This is a genomic window from Thermococcus sp., from assembly GCF_027052235.1.
In the GTDB taxonomy this organism is placed as follows: Archaea; Methanobacteriota_B; Thermococci; order Thermococcales; family Thermococcaceae; genus Thermococcus.
This window is the reverse complement of sequence record NZ_JALUFF010000047.1, coordinates 17086-34266: the sequence shown is the minus strand read 5'-3', so window position 1 is coordinate 34266 and position 17181 is coordinate 17086. Positions and strand designations below refer to the sequence as shown.

General features: G+C 53.8%; 17 protein-coding genes and 1 other RNA gene. 10 read left to right on the top strand and 8 right to left on the bottom strand.

What is annotated here, in order from left to right; translation table 11 throughout:
* The first annotated feature begins 4 nt into the window (after positions 1-4).
* The 5 genes from MVC73_RS04940 to rnpB all read left to right on the top strand — a co-directional run bounded on the left by MVC73_RS04940 (position 5) and on the right by rnpB (position 3659).
* Positions 5-862, top strand: a complete 858-nt coding sequence (locus tag MVC73_RS04940; protein ID WP_297507688.1) for an EamA family transporter — start codon at positions 5-7, stop codon at positions 860-862.
* A gap of 100 nt (positions 863-962) precedes the next feature.
* The gene (locus MVC73_RS04935; RefSeq protein WP_297507685.1) at positions 963-1370 is read left to right on the top strand and encodes a DUF61 family protein; all 408 of its coding nucleotides are present in this window, start codon (positions 963-965) and stop codon (positions 1368-1370) included.
* Positions 1370-1660 (top strand): hypothetical protein, encoded by a 291-nt coding sequence (locus MVC73_RS04930; RefSeq protein WP_366938932.1) that lies wholly within the window; start codon positions 1370-1372, stop codon positions 1658-1660. Before MVC73_RS04935 ends, MVC73_RS04930 begins: the two co-directional genes overlap by 1 nt.
* Before the next feature lie 24 nt (positions 1661-1684).
* Positions 1685-3301 carry a hypothetical protein gene (locus MVC73_RS04925; protein ID WP_297507682.1) on the top strand — a complete coding sequence of 539 codons (1617 nt, stop codon included), beginning with the start codon at positions 1685-1687 and terminating at the stop codon, positions 3299-3301.
* A 37-nt stretch (positions 3302-3338) separates the two neighbouring features.
* An RNA gene (gene rnpB / locus MVC73_RS04920) (RNase P RNA component) lies at positions 3339-3659 on the top strand.
* On the opposite strand, the gene MVC73_RS04915 is transcribed toward rnpB, so the two are convergent.
* From MVC73_RS04915 to priL, 3 genes are read right to left on the bottom strand one after another with little or no spacing between them, the layout of a single operon-like run.
* A complete protein-coding gene (locus MVC73_RS04915; RefSeq protein ID WP_297507679.1) occupies positions 3645-4490 on the bottom strand; it encodes a DMT family transporter in 846 nt (281 codons plus the stop codon). The genes rnpB and MVC73_RS04915 overlap by 15 nt on opposite strands.
* Positions 4487-5521, bottom strand: coding sequence for a DNA primase catalytic subunit PriS (gene priS / locus MVC73_RS04910; protein WP_297507676.1), 1035 nt, complete (start codon positions 5519-5521; stop codon positions 4487-4489). The genes MVC73_RS04915 and priS overlap by 4 nt, the downstream gene beginning before the upstream one ends.
* On the bottom strand, positions 5499-6701 hold the full coding sequence (priL, locus tag MVC73_RS04905) for a DNA primase large subunit PriL (RefSeq protein ID WP_297507673.1): 1203 nt from the start codon (positions 6699-6701) through the stop codon (positions 5499-5501). Before priL ends, priS begins: the two co-directional genes overlap by 23 nt.
* Before the next feature lie 119 nt (positions 6702-6820).
* On the opposite strand from priL, the gene MVC73_RS04900 reads away from it, so the two are divergent.
* From MVC73_RS04900 to MVC73_RS04890, 3 genes are read left to right on the top strand one after another with little or no spacing between them, the layout of a single operon-like run.
* Positions 6821-7573, top strand: coding sequence for an ATPase domain-containing protein (locus tag MVC73_RS04900; protein ID WP_297507670.1), 753 nt, complete (start codon positions 6821-6823; stop codon positions 7571-7573).
* Between the two features lie 42 nt (positions 7574-7615).
* On the top strand, positions 7616-8776 hold the full coding sequence (locus MVC73_RS04895; RefSeq protein ID WP_297507666.1) for a hypothetical protein: 1161 nt from the start codon (positions 7616-7618) through the stop codon (positions 8774-8776).
* A complete protein-coding gene (locus MVC73_RS04890) occupies positions 8755-9870 on the top strand; it encodes a tripartite tricarboxylate transporter permease (protein WP_297507663.1) in 1116 nt (371 codons plus the stop codon). Before MVC73_RS04895 ends, MVC73_RS04890 begins: the two co-directional genes overlap by 22 nt.
* 13 nt (positions 9871-9883) lie before the next feature.
* Here the strand turns inward: MVC73_RS04890 and MVC73_RS04885 are convergent, their stop codons facing one another.
* Positions 9884-10192 (bottom strand): DUF5748 family protein, encoded by a 309-nt coding sequence (locus MVC73_RS04885; RefSeq protein WP_297507904.1) that lies wholly within the window; start codon positions 10190-10192, stop codon positions 9884-9886.
* A gap of 69 nt (positions 10193-10261) precedes the next feature.
* Between MVC73_RS04885 and MVC73_RS04880 the strand changes: the two genes are divergently transcribed.
* Positions 10262-11452: a class I SAM-dependent rRNA methyltransferase gene (locus MVC73_RS04880; protein WP_297507901.1), complete on the top strand. Its 1191-nt coding sequence runs from the start codon at positions 10262-10264 to the stop codon at positions 11450-11452.
* A 76-nt stretch (positions 11453-11528) separates the two neighbouring features.
* Here MVC73_RS04880 and MVC73_RS04875 read toward each other — a convergent pair whose 3' ends face one another.
* The 3 genes from MVC73_RS04875 to MVC73_RS04865 form a co-directional block, all read right to left on the bottom strand.
* Positions 11529-12272 carry an RlmF-related methyltransferase gene (locus MVC73_RS04875; RefSeq protein ID WP_297507661.1) on the bottom strand — a complete coding sequence of 248 codons (744 nt, stop codon included), beginning with the start codon at positions 12270-12272 and terminating at the stop codon, positions 11529-11531.
* Positions 12273-12301: 29 nt separating this feature from the next.
* Positions 12302-13561 (bottom strand): serpin family protein, encoded by a 1260-nt coding sequence (locus tag MVC73_RS04870; protein WP_297507658.1) that lies wholly within the window; start codon positions 13559-13561, stop codon positions 12302-12304.
* A gap of 80 nt (positions 13562-13641) precedes the next feature.
* The gene (locus MVC73_RS04865; RefSeq protein WP_297507655.1) at positions 13642-14910 is read right to left on the bottom strand and encodes a M20 family metallo-hydrolase; all 1269 of its coding nucleotides are present in this window, start codon (positions 14908-14910) and stop codon (positions 13642-13644) included.
* Positions 14911-15022: 112 nt separating this feature from the next.
* On the opposite strand from MVC73_RS04865, the gene MVC73_RS04860 reads away from it, so the two are divergent.
* Positions 15023-15838 carry an MBL fold metallo-hydrolase gene (locus tag MVC73_RS04860; protein WP_297507652.1) on the top strand — a complete coding sequence of 272 codons (816 nt, stop codon included), beginning with the start codon at positions 15023-15025 and terminating at the stop codon, positions 15836-15838.
* On the opposite strand, the gene glmM is transcribed toward MVC73_RS04860, so the two are convergent.
* Complete coding sequence (gene glmM, locus MVC73_RS04855; protein ID WP_297507648.1) at positions 15816-17180, bottom strand: phosphoglucosamine mutase; 1365 nt, start codon at positions 17178-17180, stop codon at positions 15816-15818. The two genes, MVC73_RS04860 and glmM, sit on opposite strands and share 23 nt — an antisense overlap.
* Position 17181: the final 1 nt, after the last annotated feature.

Below are 17181 nucleotides of genomic sequence, written 5' to 3'. Positions count from 1 at the left end.
CCCCATGAAACGCGGTTACCTTTTGGTTTTTCTCGCTGCGAGTATGTGGGGAACCCTGGGAATATTCGCCACCTACATCTACCGCTACGGAGTTGACTCCTTCACAATGGTCTTCTGGAGGGTTCTCTTTGCCCTCATAATCCTCGGCTCCTACATAGCACTCTTCCTCCACGAGAACCCCTTTACAAGAAGAAGGCTCTCTTTCTACGCAATCTACGGCCTCGTTGGTGTCTTTGCCTTCTACACCCTCTACTTCTACACCGTCAAGATTTCATCGGTCGGTTTCGCCGTCCTTCTGGTCTACACCGCCCCGGCATTTTCTGTGTTGCTTGGCCGTTTAATTTTCAGGGAGCCGATAACGGCCGAGAAGGCGGTTTCCCTCATTATGGTCATGCTCGGCGTCGTCCTCGTCGCTGGTAACGTGAACTTCAATGTGGGCCTTTTGCCCCTCATCACGGGGGTAGGCACTGGCTTCGTTTACTCCCTCTATGGAATCCTGGCAAAGTTCGGTGTCAGGGACGAGAGACCCGAGAGGGTTCTCTTCATGACGCTCTTCTTCGGGTTGCTTTACCTGGCCCCCTTTGCAAAGTTTTCAGTCCCATCAGGGGCTATCCCCTACCTTCTCGGACTGGCGTTTTTTCCGACCTTTCTCGGCTACGTCCTCTACAACCACGCACTCCGGGAGGTTGAGGTTAGCAGAGCCAGCATAGTGGCAACGGTCGAACCCGTTGTTGCGATAGCCCTTGCATACGTCCTCTTCGGGGAAAAGCTGACTCCGCCACAGATTATAGGCGCGGTTCTCATAGTTGGGGCATCAATAATAGTCCACTCAAAAGGTGTTGAGGAAGAGGAAATCCGCTGAATTCTTTGACATTATAAGTTAAATTCTGAAGTCCCAAACCCAGAATTTTGATGTTTAAAAGTTAAGCAAATTTTATCTTTAAAGGGGTTTCCCCACTACCATGGGGAAAATTGAGGACGCCCTCATCAGGGAGATATACAGGATAAACGTCCACCTGCCGGCACGGAGGGTAACACTGAAGTCCCTCCTGGCCGAGGAACGGCCGGGGGTTAAACTTCGCGACGGGAGCTGGCACAGCTTCAGAAGGAGCGAGCTCGAAAAGATTGCCCTGCTCCTCGACCCGGGTGACGATGAAAAGCTCCTCCTGCCCGTTGTCCTTGAGATAGTCACGGACTTCAGGGGCTACTTCAGGGTCAGGGGCAGGACTGCGGTAAAGCTGATAGACAGGGTTTTGGGAACCTACGACCCCCTCGACGAGCCGGAGGAAAGGCTCTACCTGAGATACCTCCTCTCGAGGGTCAGGCGTGAGCTTCCAACAACGACAACCTACGCTTTCATCTCGGAGTGATGGGTATGGGCGAGGAAAGAACCTTCATGAACTATCTGGCATTTACGGTGCCTCACGTTACGGTCTTTGCTGGGGCTGTTTTCGGAATACTCCTCCTGATAGGGATTGACCTCAGGCTCTCGCTTGGCATTTTCGCGACCCTCTATGGGGTTATGCTGACAATAATCGGCCTCATCGTCAGGCCCCACTTCTCCAGCCTGCTGGTTTACAGGCTCTACATGATCTTCTCAGTACTGATTGGAATTCTGGGAATCGCGCTCCTGCTCCCCGCCGTCAGGGGTAGCCTTTAAATCCTGAACACCCTATTTTGAGCGGTGAAGAACATGCGGAGGTATTTACCCCCATTGATAGCACTGATGCTCTTTGTTTCATTCCTGCCTAACGTCTCGGCTCAGTTTGGAAGGCTCACAACGGGCGCAACGATTACAGTTGTCAAGGGGGACTACGCCCAAGGCGAGATAACCTTAAAGAACGAGGCACCGCTGGCCTATTCGCTCATCAGTTACCAGCGCTTCTGGGTGGAGGATGAGTCTGGCAGGGAAGTTGGAGGCTTCAACCTGACGATATCCCCCCGGGTCTTTTCAAGCTGGAAGAGCGGGGAGGAAAAGAGGGTAGCCTACCGCCTTACCTGTTCTGGGAACGTTACCCCCGGCAACTACACCCTCCATCTAAGGTTTCTTGGGAAGAGCGGAGGACAGGTTGTCATAGTTCGCGCCGATGTGCCACTTATGGTTCTGGCTTCACCACTTATCTTCAAGGGGGCCGAAACCTACATTCCCGGAAGGGGCCAGTTCTCGTACGCCTTCGTTGGTGAAAACGTTGTGGTGTACTCCCACGTCCTCAACATAGGCCACAAAAACGTTACCGTAACCGCGAGCGTCTCCCTGGAGAGAGGAGGAAAGAGGTATTACTCAAAAACAGAGCGCATCAGAGTTTCCCCTGGCGATTCTCTGATAAAGTTCACGGTTCCGATAGGGCTTCATTATCCTGAAGGCAGGTACACACTCAAGTATTCCCTCTCTGGAGGGGGAGGAAGCTACACCTTCACCAAGAACTTCACAGTCCTCGTTGGAATTAAGCTCGCGGGCATTTCGCTTCAGAGAGACAGAGTAAAGCCCAATGAAAAGAACGGGCTCTACGTGACGATTCTATCGGAGAGAAAGGCCAAGGTCAGGCTCGAAGTCGAGGTCTTTCGAGGAAACGAGAGCGTTGGAAAGAGCTCAAAGGAGCTGAACCTTTCACCCGGAACAGGGGTCTTTGAGCTCCCACTTCCAACCAACGTCGGGGGCAATCTCACGGCCCACGTCAGACTCTTCCTTGGGGACAGACTCGTGGGGAGCAGTGAGGTTAAATACCAGGTAATCGCCCCTCCAAAGATAGTCAATCTCAAAGCGGACTATTCCAACGGCAGGCTTTCCTTTGTTCTCTCAATTTTCAATCCCGGTGACACCGTTGAGGCTATGTTGTCCTACCGTATCTCTGAGGGAGGAAAGACCCTCTACAAGGACTCCATAGTCCACAAAATCCCTCCCGGCAACAGCACGTTGAAGATGGTCTTCCAAATTCCGCCGGGTAACGTTTCCTACTCCTTCGCCTTGAAGGCCAACGGTCACGTAAGCACCATAAACGGTAGCGTTCGTGCGACAACCCCAGCGCCGACATCTTCAACCACCTCAACAGCCAGTCCAAGGCCCCCAAGAACGTCCACAACGTCAAGCACTGAGAAGCGGGCTGAAGGAGGAAAAAGCTCGACGTGGATTGCTCTAATACTCTTACTGCTTGTGGTAGCTTTCTTAGCTGGAGTATGGTATTACAGGCGGAGAGGGGAGAAGTACAAGAGACCAAGACCAAAGCGTCGCTCTCCCCTCGGGAGGTTCAGGAAACCCAGAATTCCGAAGTTCCGTGAGAGGGACTCCTTGCCAAAGAAGTGACCAAACCTTTTTATTATCCATTCCTTAACCCCCTCTGGCGAGGGGGTCGGGGGCTCCCGGGGTGCTCCCGAGGAAGTTCCGCCCACCGCACCGGGGCCGCGGTGCCGCAAGGCACCGGCCGAGAGGCCGGGCAACGGCGCAGAAACGACACGGCCCCCGGGGGATGTGGATGAAGCGTGCGAAGGGGCTCGCGAGAGCCCCGAGCTAACCCGCAGACTATCCCGGGGGATTCGGTGAAACGGCCGTCCCGCGGGGTGCAAGGCCGAGGGAGGGGCGATGAGTTCCCGGTGTGAGCCCCGTGGTAGGCCGCTCAGTCGAATGCCCCCTCCATACAGAAGGCGGGCTACGGCCCCCTCGCCAGAACAACATCCATTGCAGATGCCAGCAGAATTAAAGCTCCACCTATAGCTGTTTCTAGGGTTGGAACTTCCCCAAAGACCAGAAAGGCATAAACCACCGCGCTCAAAGGGTCGAGGTAGCTGAGGAGGGCAACCTCGTTTACTTCAACCTTCTTGAGGCCGTCCATGTAGATGTAGAGGGCCAGAACTGTGTGGACGAGGACTAAGATGGCAACCGCCCAGGGAACTGGCTTTCCAACGGGGAGGAACAGGACAAATGGCAGGAGGAAGAGAGACGCCAGGGCAAGCTGGAGAAAAGTCAGAACCTCACCGTCAACGTCACGCATAGCCCTCCCGAGGTTCGGTATCATGGCGTAGAAGAACCCGGCAATCAGGGCGAGGATTACCCCCTGAAAGTCCTTGCTCCCGACATCAAAGCCGTTGCCGAGGGCTATTATCAGAAAGCCAGTAAAGGCCATCCCGATGAGCATCCACCTTCTTCCTATGCTCTCCCCGAGGAAACGCCACGACATAAGCGTTGCCATAACGGGTGAGAGGTAATAGACGAGGACGGCATTGGCTATGGTCGTCCTGTTGAAGGCCGTGAACAGAAAGACCCAGTTGAGGGCCAGCACGAGGCCGAGAAGAAGAGCGGAAAGTTTTCTCTCCATCAACGTCTCGAATGCTTTCTTGAGCTTCCCCCTAAATAGTAGGGCGGGCAGGAGAACCATCGAGCCGAGCGAAACCCTGGCAAACGCCACCCCAAGACCACTTAACCCTGAAAGGCGTGAGAATATCCCAACGCTTCCCCAGATGAGCATGGAAGCAACTATCTCGGCCTTTCCCCTCATTGACCATGCTCCTCTAGCCACTCCCTGTAGGCCTCCTCGACTTCCTTTTTTCTGAACTTTGGAACAGCATCCCTGAAGGGGTTGAACCGCTCAAGCTTTCTCTCACTGGAGCCGATGTAGGTCGTGATTAGTCCAACTTTGGAGTGGAGGCTCGAAGGAAGGCGGAGGATTCTTTTCACGTCAACGGTAACGCGACCGTCAAAGTATGCCCTTGAGAAGGTGGAAGAGAGGCCAAAGAGCCTGAGGAGCGACTTATAGCCTGTGCCCTCCGGGAAAGAGGCAAGGAGGCCCTTCTTAACAAAGCTCTCGACGATTTTCCTCCTTGTTTCCTCCTCAAGAAGTTTCTCGGCGAGGCTTTTTCTCAGCCCTATGCCTAGGAGGTGGTTTAGGCTGGCCCTCTCTATGAAGTAGCCGAAGCGCAGGCGAAAGGCCCTGAAGTAGCCAGAGGACAGCATTATCCTCCTGCTCTGAATATCATCAAAGGTAACCTCCTCTGAGGCACTTACATAGGCCAGAATCTTCTCCCTCGCCTTTGTGTCAAGCCTTAAAGCCCAGTCGTCGAGAACCCTGATGTGATAGCCCCTACCCGAATAAACTATGTGGACGTTATCAAACCCGAAGTCCTCCCTCAGGATAACCACAGTGTCCCTCGCGAGCTCCTTGGCGTCTTCCAAGCAGATGGGGCATACTTGACCGCTCGGATGCTCGTTCTGACAGCGCCTGAGGGGGAGGTCTTTGGCGTCTATGTCGAACACGAGCTCGGCACCCTTCCAGCCCTCCATTCTCTCCGGGTTCTCGTAGAGGGCAACGGAGGAGTATATCGCGTAGGGTGCCGTCGCTTTAACATAGTCCTCAAGATCCCTAACGTCGGAATAGGTATTCTTCCTGTCGCTCGGGCCCTCGCCGGTGTGGTCGAAGCCAAACTCCCTCAGCTCAAGGGTGTCGAGTATGAAGTCGGGTATCCTGCCAGCGTCCCACTCGCCCTTGTAGTAGAGCTTCCTCTCCTCCTTACTCACTTCCCTCAGCAACATCTCTCCTGCCCTCCCTTGCCAGTTTCCTCAGATAGTAGGTCAGGGGGTTCTTTATCCCCCTGCAGTACTTGTCCGGCTTGCAGAGAGAGGGAGCGTTGGCCCTTATCTTGTCGCAGTTTGGCGGGAAGTACCATGTAGAGTTTCCGCTGTCCTCAAGGGTTGGCCTGTCAGTTAGGCCGAAACCGAGATGGTACCAGACGTTTTTTATCTCGTGGGGCTGATCCTCGAAGAGAGGTGGCGTGCATCTGTTTCCCGCCTCGATTATGACCGGGAGTATCTCCCTCTCAATGATGTCGAGGCTCTCGACGCAGTCCCTAACCCGGATGTCCTTTCTGGGTGGATTGGGACATATCCTCGCATAGCTCAGGAAGCTCGTGAGAAGAACGGTTATTGCATAGTTCCTCATGCCGGCTGGGACTCCCTTCAGGGCTTCCTTAACGCAGGGTGGAAAGAGGTCGAAGCGGAGGGGCTGAGCACCCACCTTCCCGAGCTTTTCAAGCCTCTCCCTGAAGTGCTTCTCGGCAATCTCCCTTAACTTCTCCCTTAACTTCTCGTAAAATCCGGGCAGTTCGTCGCTCATCTCTGAGAGCAGTCGGGATGCTCTCTCAATCCTCCTCGCGAAGGCCCTCTCCCAGAGCTGGAGGGCGGTCTCCTGCGTGAGATAGGCGTAGCCTCCCCTTATGTAAACCTCCTTAAGGGAGCCGTCCCACAGCTCCAAGAACTCTTTGAGTTCCATCTTGTATCTGAGCTTTCTCCTTTCCCTATCGGAGGGGTCAACGTTCCTATCCATCGGCTTTTCGAGTATCTTCCTGTCCCTCTCCGGAACATCGCCGGGTTTGATTTCCTCAACCTTGAGCATCGTTTCCGAGAGGTCGCTTCCCTCAACCCTTCTCCCGTAGAGCTTCACGAGGGCATTCTCAACCAGTTCAAGTTCTATGCCGTAGGGAGAGAGGGCCAAGGCCCCGAGTATTGCGTAAAATCTGAAGACGTCCTTGGTTTCCTCAAGGGGCCCTCTCCTGAGGAGTTCCTCGGGGGGTTCATCTGAGGTGAGCACCCACTCGATGAGAGTTAGCACATCTTCAACGCTCATGCTCGATGGTATCCTCTGGAGCAGTGTGAGCAGGTCGCCGAACTCCTCCCTGATGAGCCTTTCAGCATCCTTCCCGAAGGGGTCTTTCATTCCAGCACCCTGTGAAGCTAGGGAAAAAGCCTAAAAACACTTTCCCTCCCAAAAGTTTTATATCTATAGTACCCTAAACCTTACCGGGTAGATAAACCCCATTCCTTTGGGTGATTGGCATGCTCACGAGGAGACATTTTGTTGAAAGGGTCCGCAGTGGAATCCCAGGCTTTGATGAACTCATTCAGGGTGGATTTCCCAAGGGCACAACTGTTTTAGTCACCGGCCCAACCGGAAGCGGAAAGACGACCTTCGGCGTCCAGTTTATCTACAAGGGAGCCGAGTTGTACAACGAACCGGGTGTTATCGTAACAATGGAAGAGCGTGCCGTGGATCTCAGGCGTGAAATGAAATCGTTCGGGTGGGACCTTGAAAAATACGAAAAAGAAGGGCTGATAGCGATAGTGGACGGTGTCAGCGCGGTCGTTGGTCTCCCCTCAGAGGAGCAGTACGTCCTTGAAGGGAACATCAACGCGGAGGATTTTCTCCGTTACATCTATCGTGTAGTTAAAGCAATAAACGCCGAGAGGCTCCTCGTTGACTCCATACCGTCGATAGCATTCAGACTCAGAAAGGAGAACCAGATAAGAGAAGTCCTGCTCCAGCTGAACACCATCCTCCTTGAAATGGGTGTCACCTCCATACTGACAACAGAGGCCCCCGATCCATCCCACGGCAGGATAAGCAGGTACGGGGTCGAAGAGTACATTTCAAGAGGAGTAGTTTTACTTGACTTCATCGAGAAGGAGGTCGAGCTGAAGCGATATCTCCTGATAAGGAAGATGCGCGAAACCAAGCATTCCATGAAGAAGTTTCCCTTCGAGATAACCGACGAGGGCATAGTCGTCTATCCCAGCGGTGAGATTTACTGACTTCCACAAATTTTTTAAGCTTCTTTCGCTTTACTAGGTCTGATGGTTAAAGTTAACTTCAGAATCATTGTTTTGGCGGTATCTCTCCTGGTTGTCAGCTTCGCCCTTAGTCACTACTCTCCGCAACAGGACTCTTTTACAGGCCTCTGCATCCTTTCCCGTCCGGGCTTTTCGCTCCTCTACAACGGAACGGCAACCCTTGGGGTTGGCAGGGAACTGGAGGTCGGGAAGGTTTATACGGTTTGGGGAAGACTGAGAGAAACATCAAACGGCTTCTGGATGGACGTTGCAGGCATAAAAGAAAGCAAACCCTCTTTTCCCCTAGAAACACTTACCGGAGCTTATTGGGACTCAGGCTACCCTCAACTGCTAACCCCCTCAAGAGTTCGCCTAGCGGTGCGATTGAACGCAACAAAAGGAATGTTAATCTCAGTCAAGGGACTATTCTACGGCAACAGGTTCTATCCCTTAAAGGTCAGGGAACTTCGGTATCTGGAAAGGCCAGAAAACGGAATGCCCTACTTCCTTCACGGAGTCGTCGTACAGCCCGGAAATCCCGCAGAGGTGTGGAACGGGAGCGAGTCGTTTAGAGTCTACTTACCCCACAGTCTAACACTCAAAGCGGGAAGGAAAGTCGATGTCCTTGGGATAGCCCGCCTTTATTCCACAATCACCCTTTACGTGGAGGACGCCGGTGACGTAAGGCTCCTCGGAATGGCCGAGAGGGCACCAGTTTCAGAGGCCCGCTACGGCCAGATAGCGGAGGGCGAGTGTCTTGTCATCAAAGCCGGCCGTTCTCTGAGCCTCAACTGCACCCGGTTGAGGCTCTACAACTTCAGCGCAAGGGTTGGTGATATGATTCGATTCATGGCCCTCAAGAGGAAGTCAAGTCTTCTGTGTCTCTCCTGCAGGGTAATCAAGCCCCGTGAGGCCCTTCCAAACTCGATATGCTCCCCGGGTAAGGGACATTTTGGGAAAATTGAGGGGAAAGTTGCATGGGTAAAGGTTTACAGGAACGGCTTTGGAATAGCCAACGTGACCAACGGGACCTGCTGGGTTCTCCTTAAACTGCCCTCAAGGCTGGGAATTTCTGTAGAAGGAAACGAGTCCATTGTGGCATACGGGGAGTTCACTACCTACCGGGGTATGCCGGCCTTTCAGGTTACATCGGGGGATGATATATGCTATGGGAGGCGCTGTTAGGAATAATCACAGGAACCCTCAGTGGTATAACTCCCGGAATACACGTCAACACCCTTGCCCTTATGGTTAGGAATTCCATACCATCGGCGGTGACGCTGTTTGCAATGGGCCTGACCCACACATTTCTGGATGTATTCCCATCGACTTTTCTCGGGGTTCCAGACGAGGGAAGCGCACTCTCGGTTCTCCCTGCCCACAGGCTTGTCCTCAGGGGGAGAGGAATGGAGGTTATCAGGATAGCAATCCTCTCAAGTGTCCTCGCGGTTCTCCTCTCGATTCCCATGATTCCCCTTTATACCCTACTTGCCCCCCTTTACACGCCCAAGGCGGGAAAAGTAATCATCCTGCTCCTCTCGGCCCTCTTAATAGCGACCGAAAGGGATAAGGTCTCGGCCTTTCTCATTTACTTACTCTCAGGCTTTTTAGGGCTTCTACTCCTCTCCGGATCGTTGAGAGAGCCCCTTTACCACCTCCTCACGGGGCTCTTTGGGGTTCCTGCCCTACTGGCTGGACTCTCGGGGGAAAAGGCGATAACTCCGGGCAGGGCGGAACTCCTCATAGCCCGTTCCCGGCTGGTTCTATTTTCTCTCATCGGAACCACCCTTGGCATGGTGGCCTCTCTTGTTCCTGCCTTCACGGCCTCTCAGGCGGCTCTCATAGGCACGTTCATTTCCAGAGACGAGCGCTCTTTTTTAACGGTCGTATACTCGGTGAACACGGCGAACTTTCTCTTCTCGACAGTCAACTACCTGCAGACTGGCAGGGTAAGGAACGGTATAGTGGCGATGATGCCACCGGTGGGGCTCTCCTATCTTCCGGCCTTTCTACTAGTTGCCCTGCTGACATCAGTGACAGTACTCCTCTACGGCGAGCCCCTCTCCAGACTTCTCGCGGGCCTCATTTCAAGGGTGCCATACAGACTCATAAATGGGACAGTCCTTCTTTTCCTTTTCATCCTATCCATTGCATTTGATGGCCTTCAGGGTCTTTTAGCGCTTACAGCGTCCTCCATGATCGGATATCTGACCCTTGAGCTTGGCGTGAAGAGAACCAACTGCATGGGAGCTTTAATGCTCCCCCTAATTCTGAGATAGAAGGAGGAAGAAATCACGCTGACTTCTCTTTGAGAATCTTCTGGAACTCGGAGTAGTCCGTAACAATCTTCTTCCCATCGAGAGTCTCGAAGTAAACCTTCTTAATCTTGACCTTCCTAACGTCCGTGTACTTCATTTCTGGGGGATCGTATGAGCCGGGTTCGATGACTTCGTCTTCTATCACGTAGGTTTTGAGCTCCGGCTGGCCGATGTACTTCCATACCTCATAGAAGACCCCTGGTTCGAGATGGATTTCGTCTTCAAGCTCAATCCAGTCTGCACCGATCTCTTCCAAGAACTCCTTTATAACCTCGAAGTGCATAGAAACCACCGTTCTTAATAGGGAGCGAAGGGTTAAATACCTATCGCCGAAAGAAGGCCGGTGATGAAAATGGCGAGGGTAATCGTTGACGCTCAAGCGGCGAGGGCAATAGGCAAAGGCGCGATGATAGTCTTCAAGAAGGGCGTTGTGAGAACCGAAGGTGAGTTTGAACCCGGCGACATCGTTGAGGTTTACACCCGAGGGGGCAAGTTCCTCGGAAGGGGCTTCGTCAACCCCAACTCCAACATAATGGTCAGGCTAGTTACCAAGGACAGGGAGACCGAGATAAACAAGGAGCTCTTCCGCGAGAGAATCAGAAAGGCCAACGAGTACAGGAAGAGGGTTCTCGGCTACGATAAAGCTTACCGAATGGTCTACGGCGAGGCTGATTACCTGCCCGGTCTTATCGTGGATCGATTCAACGAGATAGCATCACTCCAAATTTCGAGCGTTGGGATGGAACGCTTCAAGCTCGATGTTGCGGAGGCAATAATGGAAGTCGAGCCAGAAATAGAGACCGTCTTCGAGAAGAACACCGGTCGTTCGAGAAGGAGAGAAGGGTTACCTGAGATAGAGCGCGTACTCCTCGGAAAGGAGAAGTACCGGACGATTATAGAGGAAGGAAAAGCCAAGTTCATCGTTGACATGCGCGGTCAGAAGACCGGCTTCTTCCTCGACCAGAGGGAGAACAGAATCGCTCTGGAGAAGTACGTCAAGCCGGGAATGCGCGTTCTGGATGTATTCACGTACACCGGTGGCTTTGCCATCCACGCGGCCGTTGCAGGGGCCGAGGAAGTTGTCGCCGTCGATAAATCTCCCTGGGCCATCAACATGGTCAAGGAGAACGCGAAACTGAACGGCGTTGAAGATAGAATGAAGTACATCGTTGGCTCGGCCTTCCCGGTTATGGAGGAGATGATAAAGAAGGGCGAGAAGTTCGACATGGTAATCCTTGATCCACCAGCCTTCGTCCAGCACGAAAAAGACCTCAAGCGCGGATTAAGGGCCTACTTCAACGTGAACTACGCTGGCCTTCAGCTCGTTAAGGAAGGTGGGATACTTGTGACAGCTTCCTGCTCCCAGCACGTCGACATGCAGACCTTCAAGGATATGGTCATTGCCGCGGCCGCTAAGGCCGGAAAGTTCCTCAAGATGCTCGAGCCCTACAGGACGCAGGCTCCTGACCACCCAATACTGATGGCCTCAAAGGACACGGAATACCTTAAGGCTCTCTTCCTCTACGTGGAAGATATGAAGTGACTGATGTAGGGACGATGAGGAGAAAGCACCTCCTCTGAGACCGGCGTGAGTGCTGAGACGCCCACGGTCTGAGTCCCTAAAGCGTTAAAACCAGGCTGTGCCTCCACCTAGTTCCGGCCTTGAACTTAACGTCCTTCGGCGAGTAGCCCAATTCTTTCCCCTTTTCAGTTATGGCATCTAAAAGCGGCTTTTTATCTGGGAGGAACAGGGCAACTTTTCCACCGGGCTTCAAATAGTCAAGCGCCTCATCTATCAGCCTCACCGAGAAATCCTCACCGTACAACCCACCACCGACGCCTTCCTTTTCCGTTAAAACGCCCTTCGTTGGGGCCTCATAGTAGGGTGGAGCCGAGAAGATAACGTCAAACCTCTCGCCTTCGGGAATTACTCCGCGGATTATTCCTCCGTCGCTCTTGATGAGCCTTATCCTTGCGTTATTCCTCTCGGTGTTTCTCTTGGCATACTCGAAGAACTCATCGTCGAGCTCGGTCGCGGTAACGTTGCAGCTGAAGATCTTCTCCGCCATAAGGGCCATTAAGGCAGTGTGCCCGGTTCCAATCTCCAAAACCTTCTCACCACCACGGAGGAACGTTTTAAGAAAGATGTAGCGGGAAACAGGGGTCGTGACAAGGCCCCTTGGATGGTACTCGATGTCCAACCCAAAGAGGGCTTTGGCTACAGCCCTGTTGTAGAGTATCCTAGCGTTTCTGTTCGAGAAGTCTAGCCTTCCACGCTCGTCGAGATACCTTTCGAGGTCGGGGAAGAGCTCAACCGCTTCCCTCACCGGCAAACCTAGCTTTCCGTCCTTCCAGAGGGGCATGGAAAAAGTTGGGGAGGAGATTTAAAAGCTCACTCCTTCGGGTTCACCAGCCTCCCCATGAAGAGTATCACCCCGGTCTCTCTGTCGTAAATGAGGAATATAAAGGGCCTATCGGCCTTGAAGAGTTTCACGTTCTCTTCCCGGGGAGCAGCTGCTAGGGTCATCGTGACGGCCGTTGCAGCCGCAGCTTCGGTTCCATTCTCGGCGACGCTTATGAAGGTTTTATGTGCCACGTCGCTTATCACCAGCTTGCCCTCCGAAGAGATTCCCGAGAAGTCCGGCACCGTGAAGGCGCTCCCCATACCCATTTCCGCGAGCTCCTTCCTCAGGTGGTACTCCTTCTCAAGCCTGAACTTGGGGAGGGCTACTTCCACATTCTCCTCCGCCGTGCCGTTGAGGATTTCTGCTATGAACCCCGTGCTCAGTTTCTCCTCCACGTCCTCAAACTTCCCCCTTCTTGGCAGGATTATCAGCATGCTCAGCCTTCCGCCCTCGTAGGGCATCACGAGGGCCTGGAGCTCATCGTTTTCGAAGTACGGGAGCTTAGCCGTCTGGTGCATCATTGGAACAACAACGGAACCGCTGGGGGAGTAAAAGGTCTCGTTTTTAGTGTTGGCGGCCTCAAACCTGCTTGACCAGTTGGCCTTAAAGTAGATGGCGTTCGTTATTATCAGTCTCGTGTCGGGACTGAGCCTTGACACGATGTTCTTAATTCTCCCGTTCGTCCGGTTCTCGACCCACTCGTTTATCTTCCTCGCAGAGCCTTTAGGGTCGTTAACGAAGTCAAGGCTCTCCACGTTGCCAGTATAAAACGCCCGGATAATCCTAAGGTACTCTTCCCTGAACGGGTAGTCCTTCTGAACCCAGAGCGCGTTGGCTGTTCGTAGAACGTAGGAAGACCCGTTTGATGTTTTCAAGGAGAGCAGAAGGTACCTGAAGCCCGTCCACCTCGCCTCGTTATCAGGGGGCAAGTGGAGAACCTTCCCCATCTCCTCCCTCGTTACGCCCCTCGCCCCCTCGTATGCCATGGCAAGGGCCGTTTCAACGCTGTAGGGTGAGAAGAAAACGTTAGCCTCGTCCTTGGCCAGTTCAAGGTAAAGGTCAACGGCAAAGGCGTTAATTGCCCCCACCACGGACTTTTCCTGTCCCTCTTCCAGCACGTCGTAGCCGGTGCTTAAAGGCTGAGACGAGGTGGTGGCAGTTGTTGAGGGCTTTTCGTTTTCGACCTGCCCGAGACAGCCTCCAGCGATGACCACTAGAACGAGAACGAGCAGAAGGACCTTCCTCATGGAATTCCACCACCGGGAGATATTGGAGGGAGGGGGTATAAATAATTGGTGATGACTCCAAAGAAGTTTGAAGCAAAAAGTTAAAGGAGCGGGAGAACGGCCATCACCTTTGCATCTTCCACCATGTTGTCTATCCTTGCGTACTCGTTGGGCTGGTGGGCTGTCTCATCAAGGGTCGCCCAGACTACAGCCGGAATACCGAGCTTTCTGAAGAATGCGGCGAAGGTTCCGCCGCCTATTCCCCCGACCTTGGCCTCCTTACCCCTGAGCTTCTTGATCGCCTCCCTGAGGAGCCTGACGATTTCGCTGTTCGGATCAGTTGGCTTTGGAGCGTCCAGCCTCTGGAGCACCTCGACCTCTATCTCTGGGAGGATTCTCCCCTCTACTTCCTTTAGATAGGCTCCTCTCACCTCCTCCGAGAAAGTCCTCACATCATTGAGAATTTCGTCAAGGCTATAATCGGGCAGAACCCTGCAGTCGAAGACAACCTCGTGCTCCCCGGGCGCTATGTTCGGACTATCAGCGGGATTTTTGACCATGGTCGGCTCGAAGGTGCTCTCAGGTGGCTCGAAGAGCTCGTCCCTCCTGGAGTACTTCTCGTGGAGGTATTTATCGAGATGGTAGGCAAGGTCAAGGGCAACGCGGTGGGCGTTTAATCCCTTATCGGGCATGCTCGCGTGAACCTGCTTCCCCCTGACCTTGAGCTTGAACCAGAGTATGCTCTTCTCGGCAACTTCGATGAAGGTTCCGTCCTCGTTTCCACCATCTGGAACCAAAACGAGGTCGTCCTTCCTGAAGAGCTCGGGATGGTTCTTTATCAACCACTCAACGCCGTAATGGCTTCCGGTTTCCTCGTCGCTGACAAAGGCGAGAATTACCGTCCTCTTCGGCCTTATTCCGAGGTTCATGAGGGCCTTAACGGCGTAGAGGCTCGCGACAAGGCTCTGCCCGTTGTCCTCAGCGCCCCTTCCGTAGACCTTTCCATCCTTCACGAGGGGCTTGAAGGGCTCGGTAACCGTCCACTTGCTCAAATCCCCCGGCGGAACCACGTCGAGGTGCGTTAGAATCCACAGTCTCTCGCTCTCTTCGCCCTTTTCGCCGTAATAATAAGCCAAGATACTCGGCCTGACACCGTTCTTGGCCCTTTCGTCGGGAGCGTTGTAGACCTCCACCTTGTCGAAGGGCCAGTCCCTTATTATCTCGAGCAGTTTCTGGGCCTTGTCGTATTCACCCTCTCCCCCGTAGTCGGGACTTATGGCGGGGATTTTTATCAGCTCGACGAGGGTCTCCACCATATCATCGCGGAGACCCTCCACCTCCTTCGAAACTTCCCTTAAAGACCTCTCCATACTATCACCGTAGTGACTAGTGTCAGGTGCTTAAACAATTTTTGCCACCCAAATGCCTATATACTCCCCACGATATACCCCTCACGTCCGCAGAAGGAAAGGAGGTGTTGGAGTGATAGAGATAACATTCCTCGGGAGCGGTGGCGGGAGGTTCATCACAATAACCCAGTTCCGGGCCACCGGAGGGTTTCACATAAGGGCGAGCAGAAACATCCACGTTGATCCAGGGCCCGGGGCCCTCGTGAGGAGCTGGCGCTACAAGCTCGACCCAAGAAAGCTCGACGCGGTTTTCGTCTCACACAGGCACGTCGATCACTGCAACGACCTTGAGGTCATCGTCGAGGCAATGACGGGCGGGGCGCTCAAGAAGAGGGGGACTCTGATAGCTTCAAAAAGCGTCGTTTACGGCGACGAGACCCACACCCCTGCGATAAGCAAGTACCACCTCGACGTATTGGAGAGCGTCCACATACCCGAGCCAGGGAGCAAGATACCGATCGGCGGGGAGGAGTTCGTGATAACGCCGAGCCAGCACTCTGACCCAACGACTATAGGCTTCCGCATGAAGACCCGGTTCGGCGACGTCTCCTACATACCCGATACCGCCTACTTTGATGGCCTCATCGAATGGCACGACGGCGCGAGGCTGCTCATAGCGGCGATAACTAGACCCAGGGACATGGGCATTCCCTACCACCTCAGCACCGACGACGCCGTCGAAATGCTCAAGAGCATGGAGAAAAAACCGGAAGTCCTCGTGATGAGCCATATCGGCATGAAGATGCACTTCGCAAATCCCTACAAGGAAGCGAAGTACATAGAAACCGTAACCGGGGTGAAGACATACGTAGCGAAGGAAGGCTTCCGGGTGATGATGGAGGGAAAGGAAATAACCGTGAGAACGCTCAGGCCCGCGAGGTTCGTTTGAGCTTTTCAACCTCCTCCTTCACTATCCCGTAGGCCATCTCGAAGAGCCTATCTCTCCTCTTCTCAGTCGGCCCTTCAACGACGACCCTTATCTTCGGCTCGGTTCCGCTCGGCCTGACAAGAACCCACGAGCGGTCGCTCAGGTTGAAGCGGTAGCCCGAAACGGTCAGGACTTCCCTTATCTCCCCCCCGAGAATATCCTCAAGCCTCTTAGCGGAGTTTTCGACTGCCTTCTCCTTCAGCTCGTCCGGGCAGGCCACGTTGGCCTTCCTGATGTAGTAAATCGGAATGTTTTCGTTGATTATCTTTGAGAGCGGGCCTTCTTCATCTATCATCTTGAGCAGGAGACCCATCGTTACAAAGCTGTCAATCCAGGGGCCGAACTTCGGGTGAACCAGCTTCCAAGGCTCGCCGGCAAAGATTGCTTTATAGCGTTTTATCCCGTCGTGGGGCTGGCCAAGGGGGACGCGGACGACTTTTCCGCCCGCTCTTTCGACGACCTCGTCTATTCTGGAACCGGTGTTTATTGACGTAACGACCGTCCCGCCCCCGTGCTCTTCCACGTACAGCTTGGCGAAGAGCGCTATCACTGTATCCTCATCAACGTAGTTCCCCTTCTCGTCGAAGACCGCTATCCTGTCGGCGTCTCCATCCTGGGCAAAGGCAACGTCAACCTTGAGTTCCCTAACGAGTTCTCCGAGGTAGGCTATGTTCTCGTACCTCGGCTCGGGCTTCCTCCCCGGGAAGTGGCCGTCAACGTGGGCGTTAACGCTGAAAACCGTCGCCCCCATCTCCCTGAGCAGATAGGGAGCAACCAAACTTCCAGCCCCGTTTGCCCCGTCGTAGAGAACCCTAAGCTTCGTCTCGTGGTTCACGAAGTCGAGGACCGCGCCGATGTAATCGGAAACAACCTCAATTGGCCTCACGCCCTTTATCTCGTTCCACTCGGCTTTCCTGAAGTCCCCCGAGAATACGATCTCCTCAAGCTCCCTCTCCTGTTCAACGTAGAACTCCGTTCCGTCCCCGTTGAAGACCTTTATGCCGTTGTCCGTCGGGGGGTTGTGGCTCGCGGTTATCATAACCCCTGCATCGCCATGTTCCCTCGTCGCCCACGCTAAAGCCGGCGTCGGGATCAAGTCAGCGTCTAAAACCTCCATCCCGCTCGCGAGAAGTCCGCTTATCATGGCGTTCTTAAGCATGATGCTTGAGGTTCTTCCATCCCTCGCAACAACTGCCCTTCCGGTTTTGTACGTTCCGAGCGCCATCCCGACCTTCAGAGCTAACTCCGGCGTTACCTTCTCCCACAGCCTTCCGCGTATTCCAGCGGTTCCGAAGAGCCTCATA

Coding starts and splice junctions, on each gene's coding strand:
- MVC73_RS04875 (WP_297507661.1), bottom strand. CDS start 12,272: ATGCCCCTCTGGAAGGACGGAAAGCTAGGTTTGCCGGTGAGGGAAGCG.
- MVC73_RS04865 (WP_297507655.1), bottom strand. CDS start 14,910: ATGGAGAGGTCTTTAAGGGAAGTTTCGAAGGAGGTGGAGGGTCTCCGC.
- MVC73_RS04890 (WP_297507663.1), top strand. CDS start 8,755: ATGCTATGGGAGGCGCTGTTAGGAATAATCACAGGAACCCTCAGTGGT.
- MVC73_RS04915 (WP_297507679.1), bottom strand. CDS start 4,490: ATGAGGGGAAAGGCCGAGATAGTTGCTTCCATGCTCATCTGGGGAAGC.
- MVC73_RS04900 (WP_297507670.1), top strand. CDS start 6,821: ATGCTCACGAGGAGACATTTTGTTGAAAGGGTCCGCAGTGGAATCCCA.
- priL (WP_297507673.1), bottom strand. CDS start 6,701: ATGAAAGACCCCTTCGGGAAGGATGCTGAAAGGCTCATCAGGGAGGAG.
- MVC73_RS04895 (WP_297507666.1), top strand. CDS start 7,616: ATGGTTAAAGTTAACTTCAGAATCATTGTTTTGGCGGTATCTCTCCTG.
- glmM (WP_297507648.1), bottom strand. CDS start 17,180: ATGAGGCTCTTCGGAACCGCTGGAATACGCGGAAGGCTGTGGGAGAAG.
- MVC73_RS04880 (WP_297507901.1), top strand. CDS start 10,262: ATGGCGAGGGTAATCGTTGACGCTCAAGCGGCGAGGGCAATAGGCAAA.
- MVC73_RS04935 (WP_297507685.1), top strand. CDS start 963: ATGGGGAAAATTGAGGACGCCCTCATCAGGGAGATATACAGGATAAAC.
- MVC73_RS04885 (WP_297507904.1), bottom strand. CDS start 10,192: ATGCACTTCGAGGTTATAAAGGAGTTCTTGGAAGAGATCGGTGCAGAC.
- MVC73_RS04870 (WP_297507658.1), bottom strand. CDS start 13,561: ATGAGGAAGGTCCTTCTGCTCGTTCTCGTTCTAGTGGTCATCGCTGGA.
- MVC73_RS04930 (WP_366938932.1), top strand. CDS start 1,370: ATGGGTATGGGCGAGGAAAGAACCTTCATGAACTATCTGGCATTTACG.
- priS (WP_297507676.1), bottom strand. CDS start 5,521: ATGTTGCTGAGGGAAGTGAGTAAGGAGGAGAGGAAGCTCTACTACAAG.
- MVC73_RS04940 (WP_297507688.1), top strand. CDS start 5: ATGAAACGCGGTTACCTTTTGGTTTTTCTCGCTGCGAGTATGTGGGGA.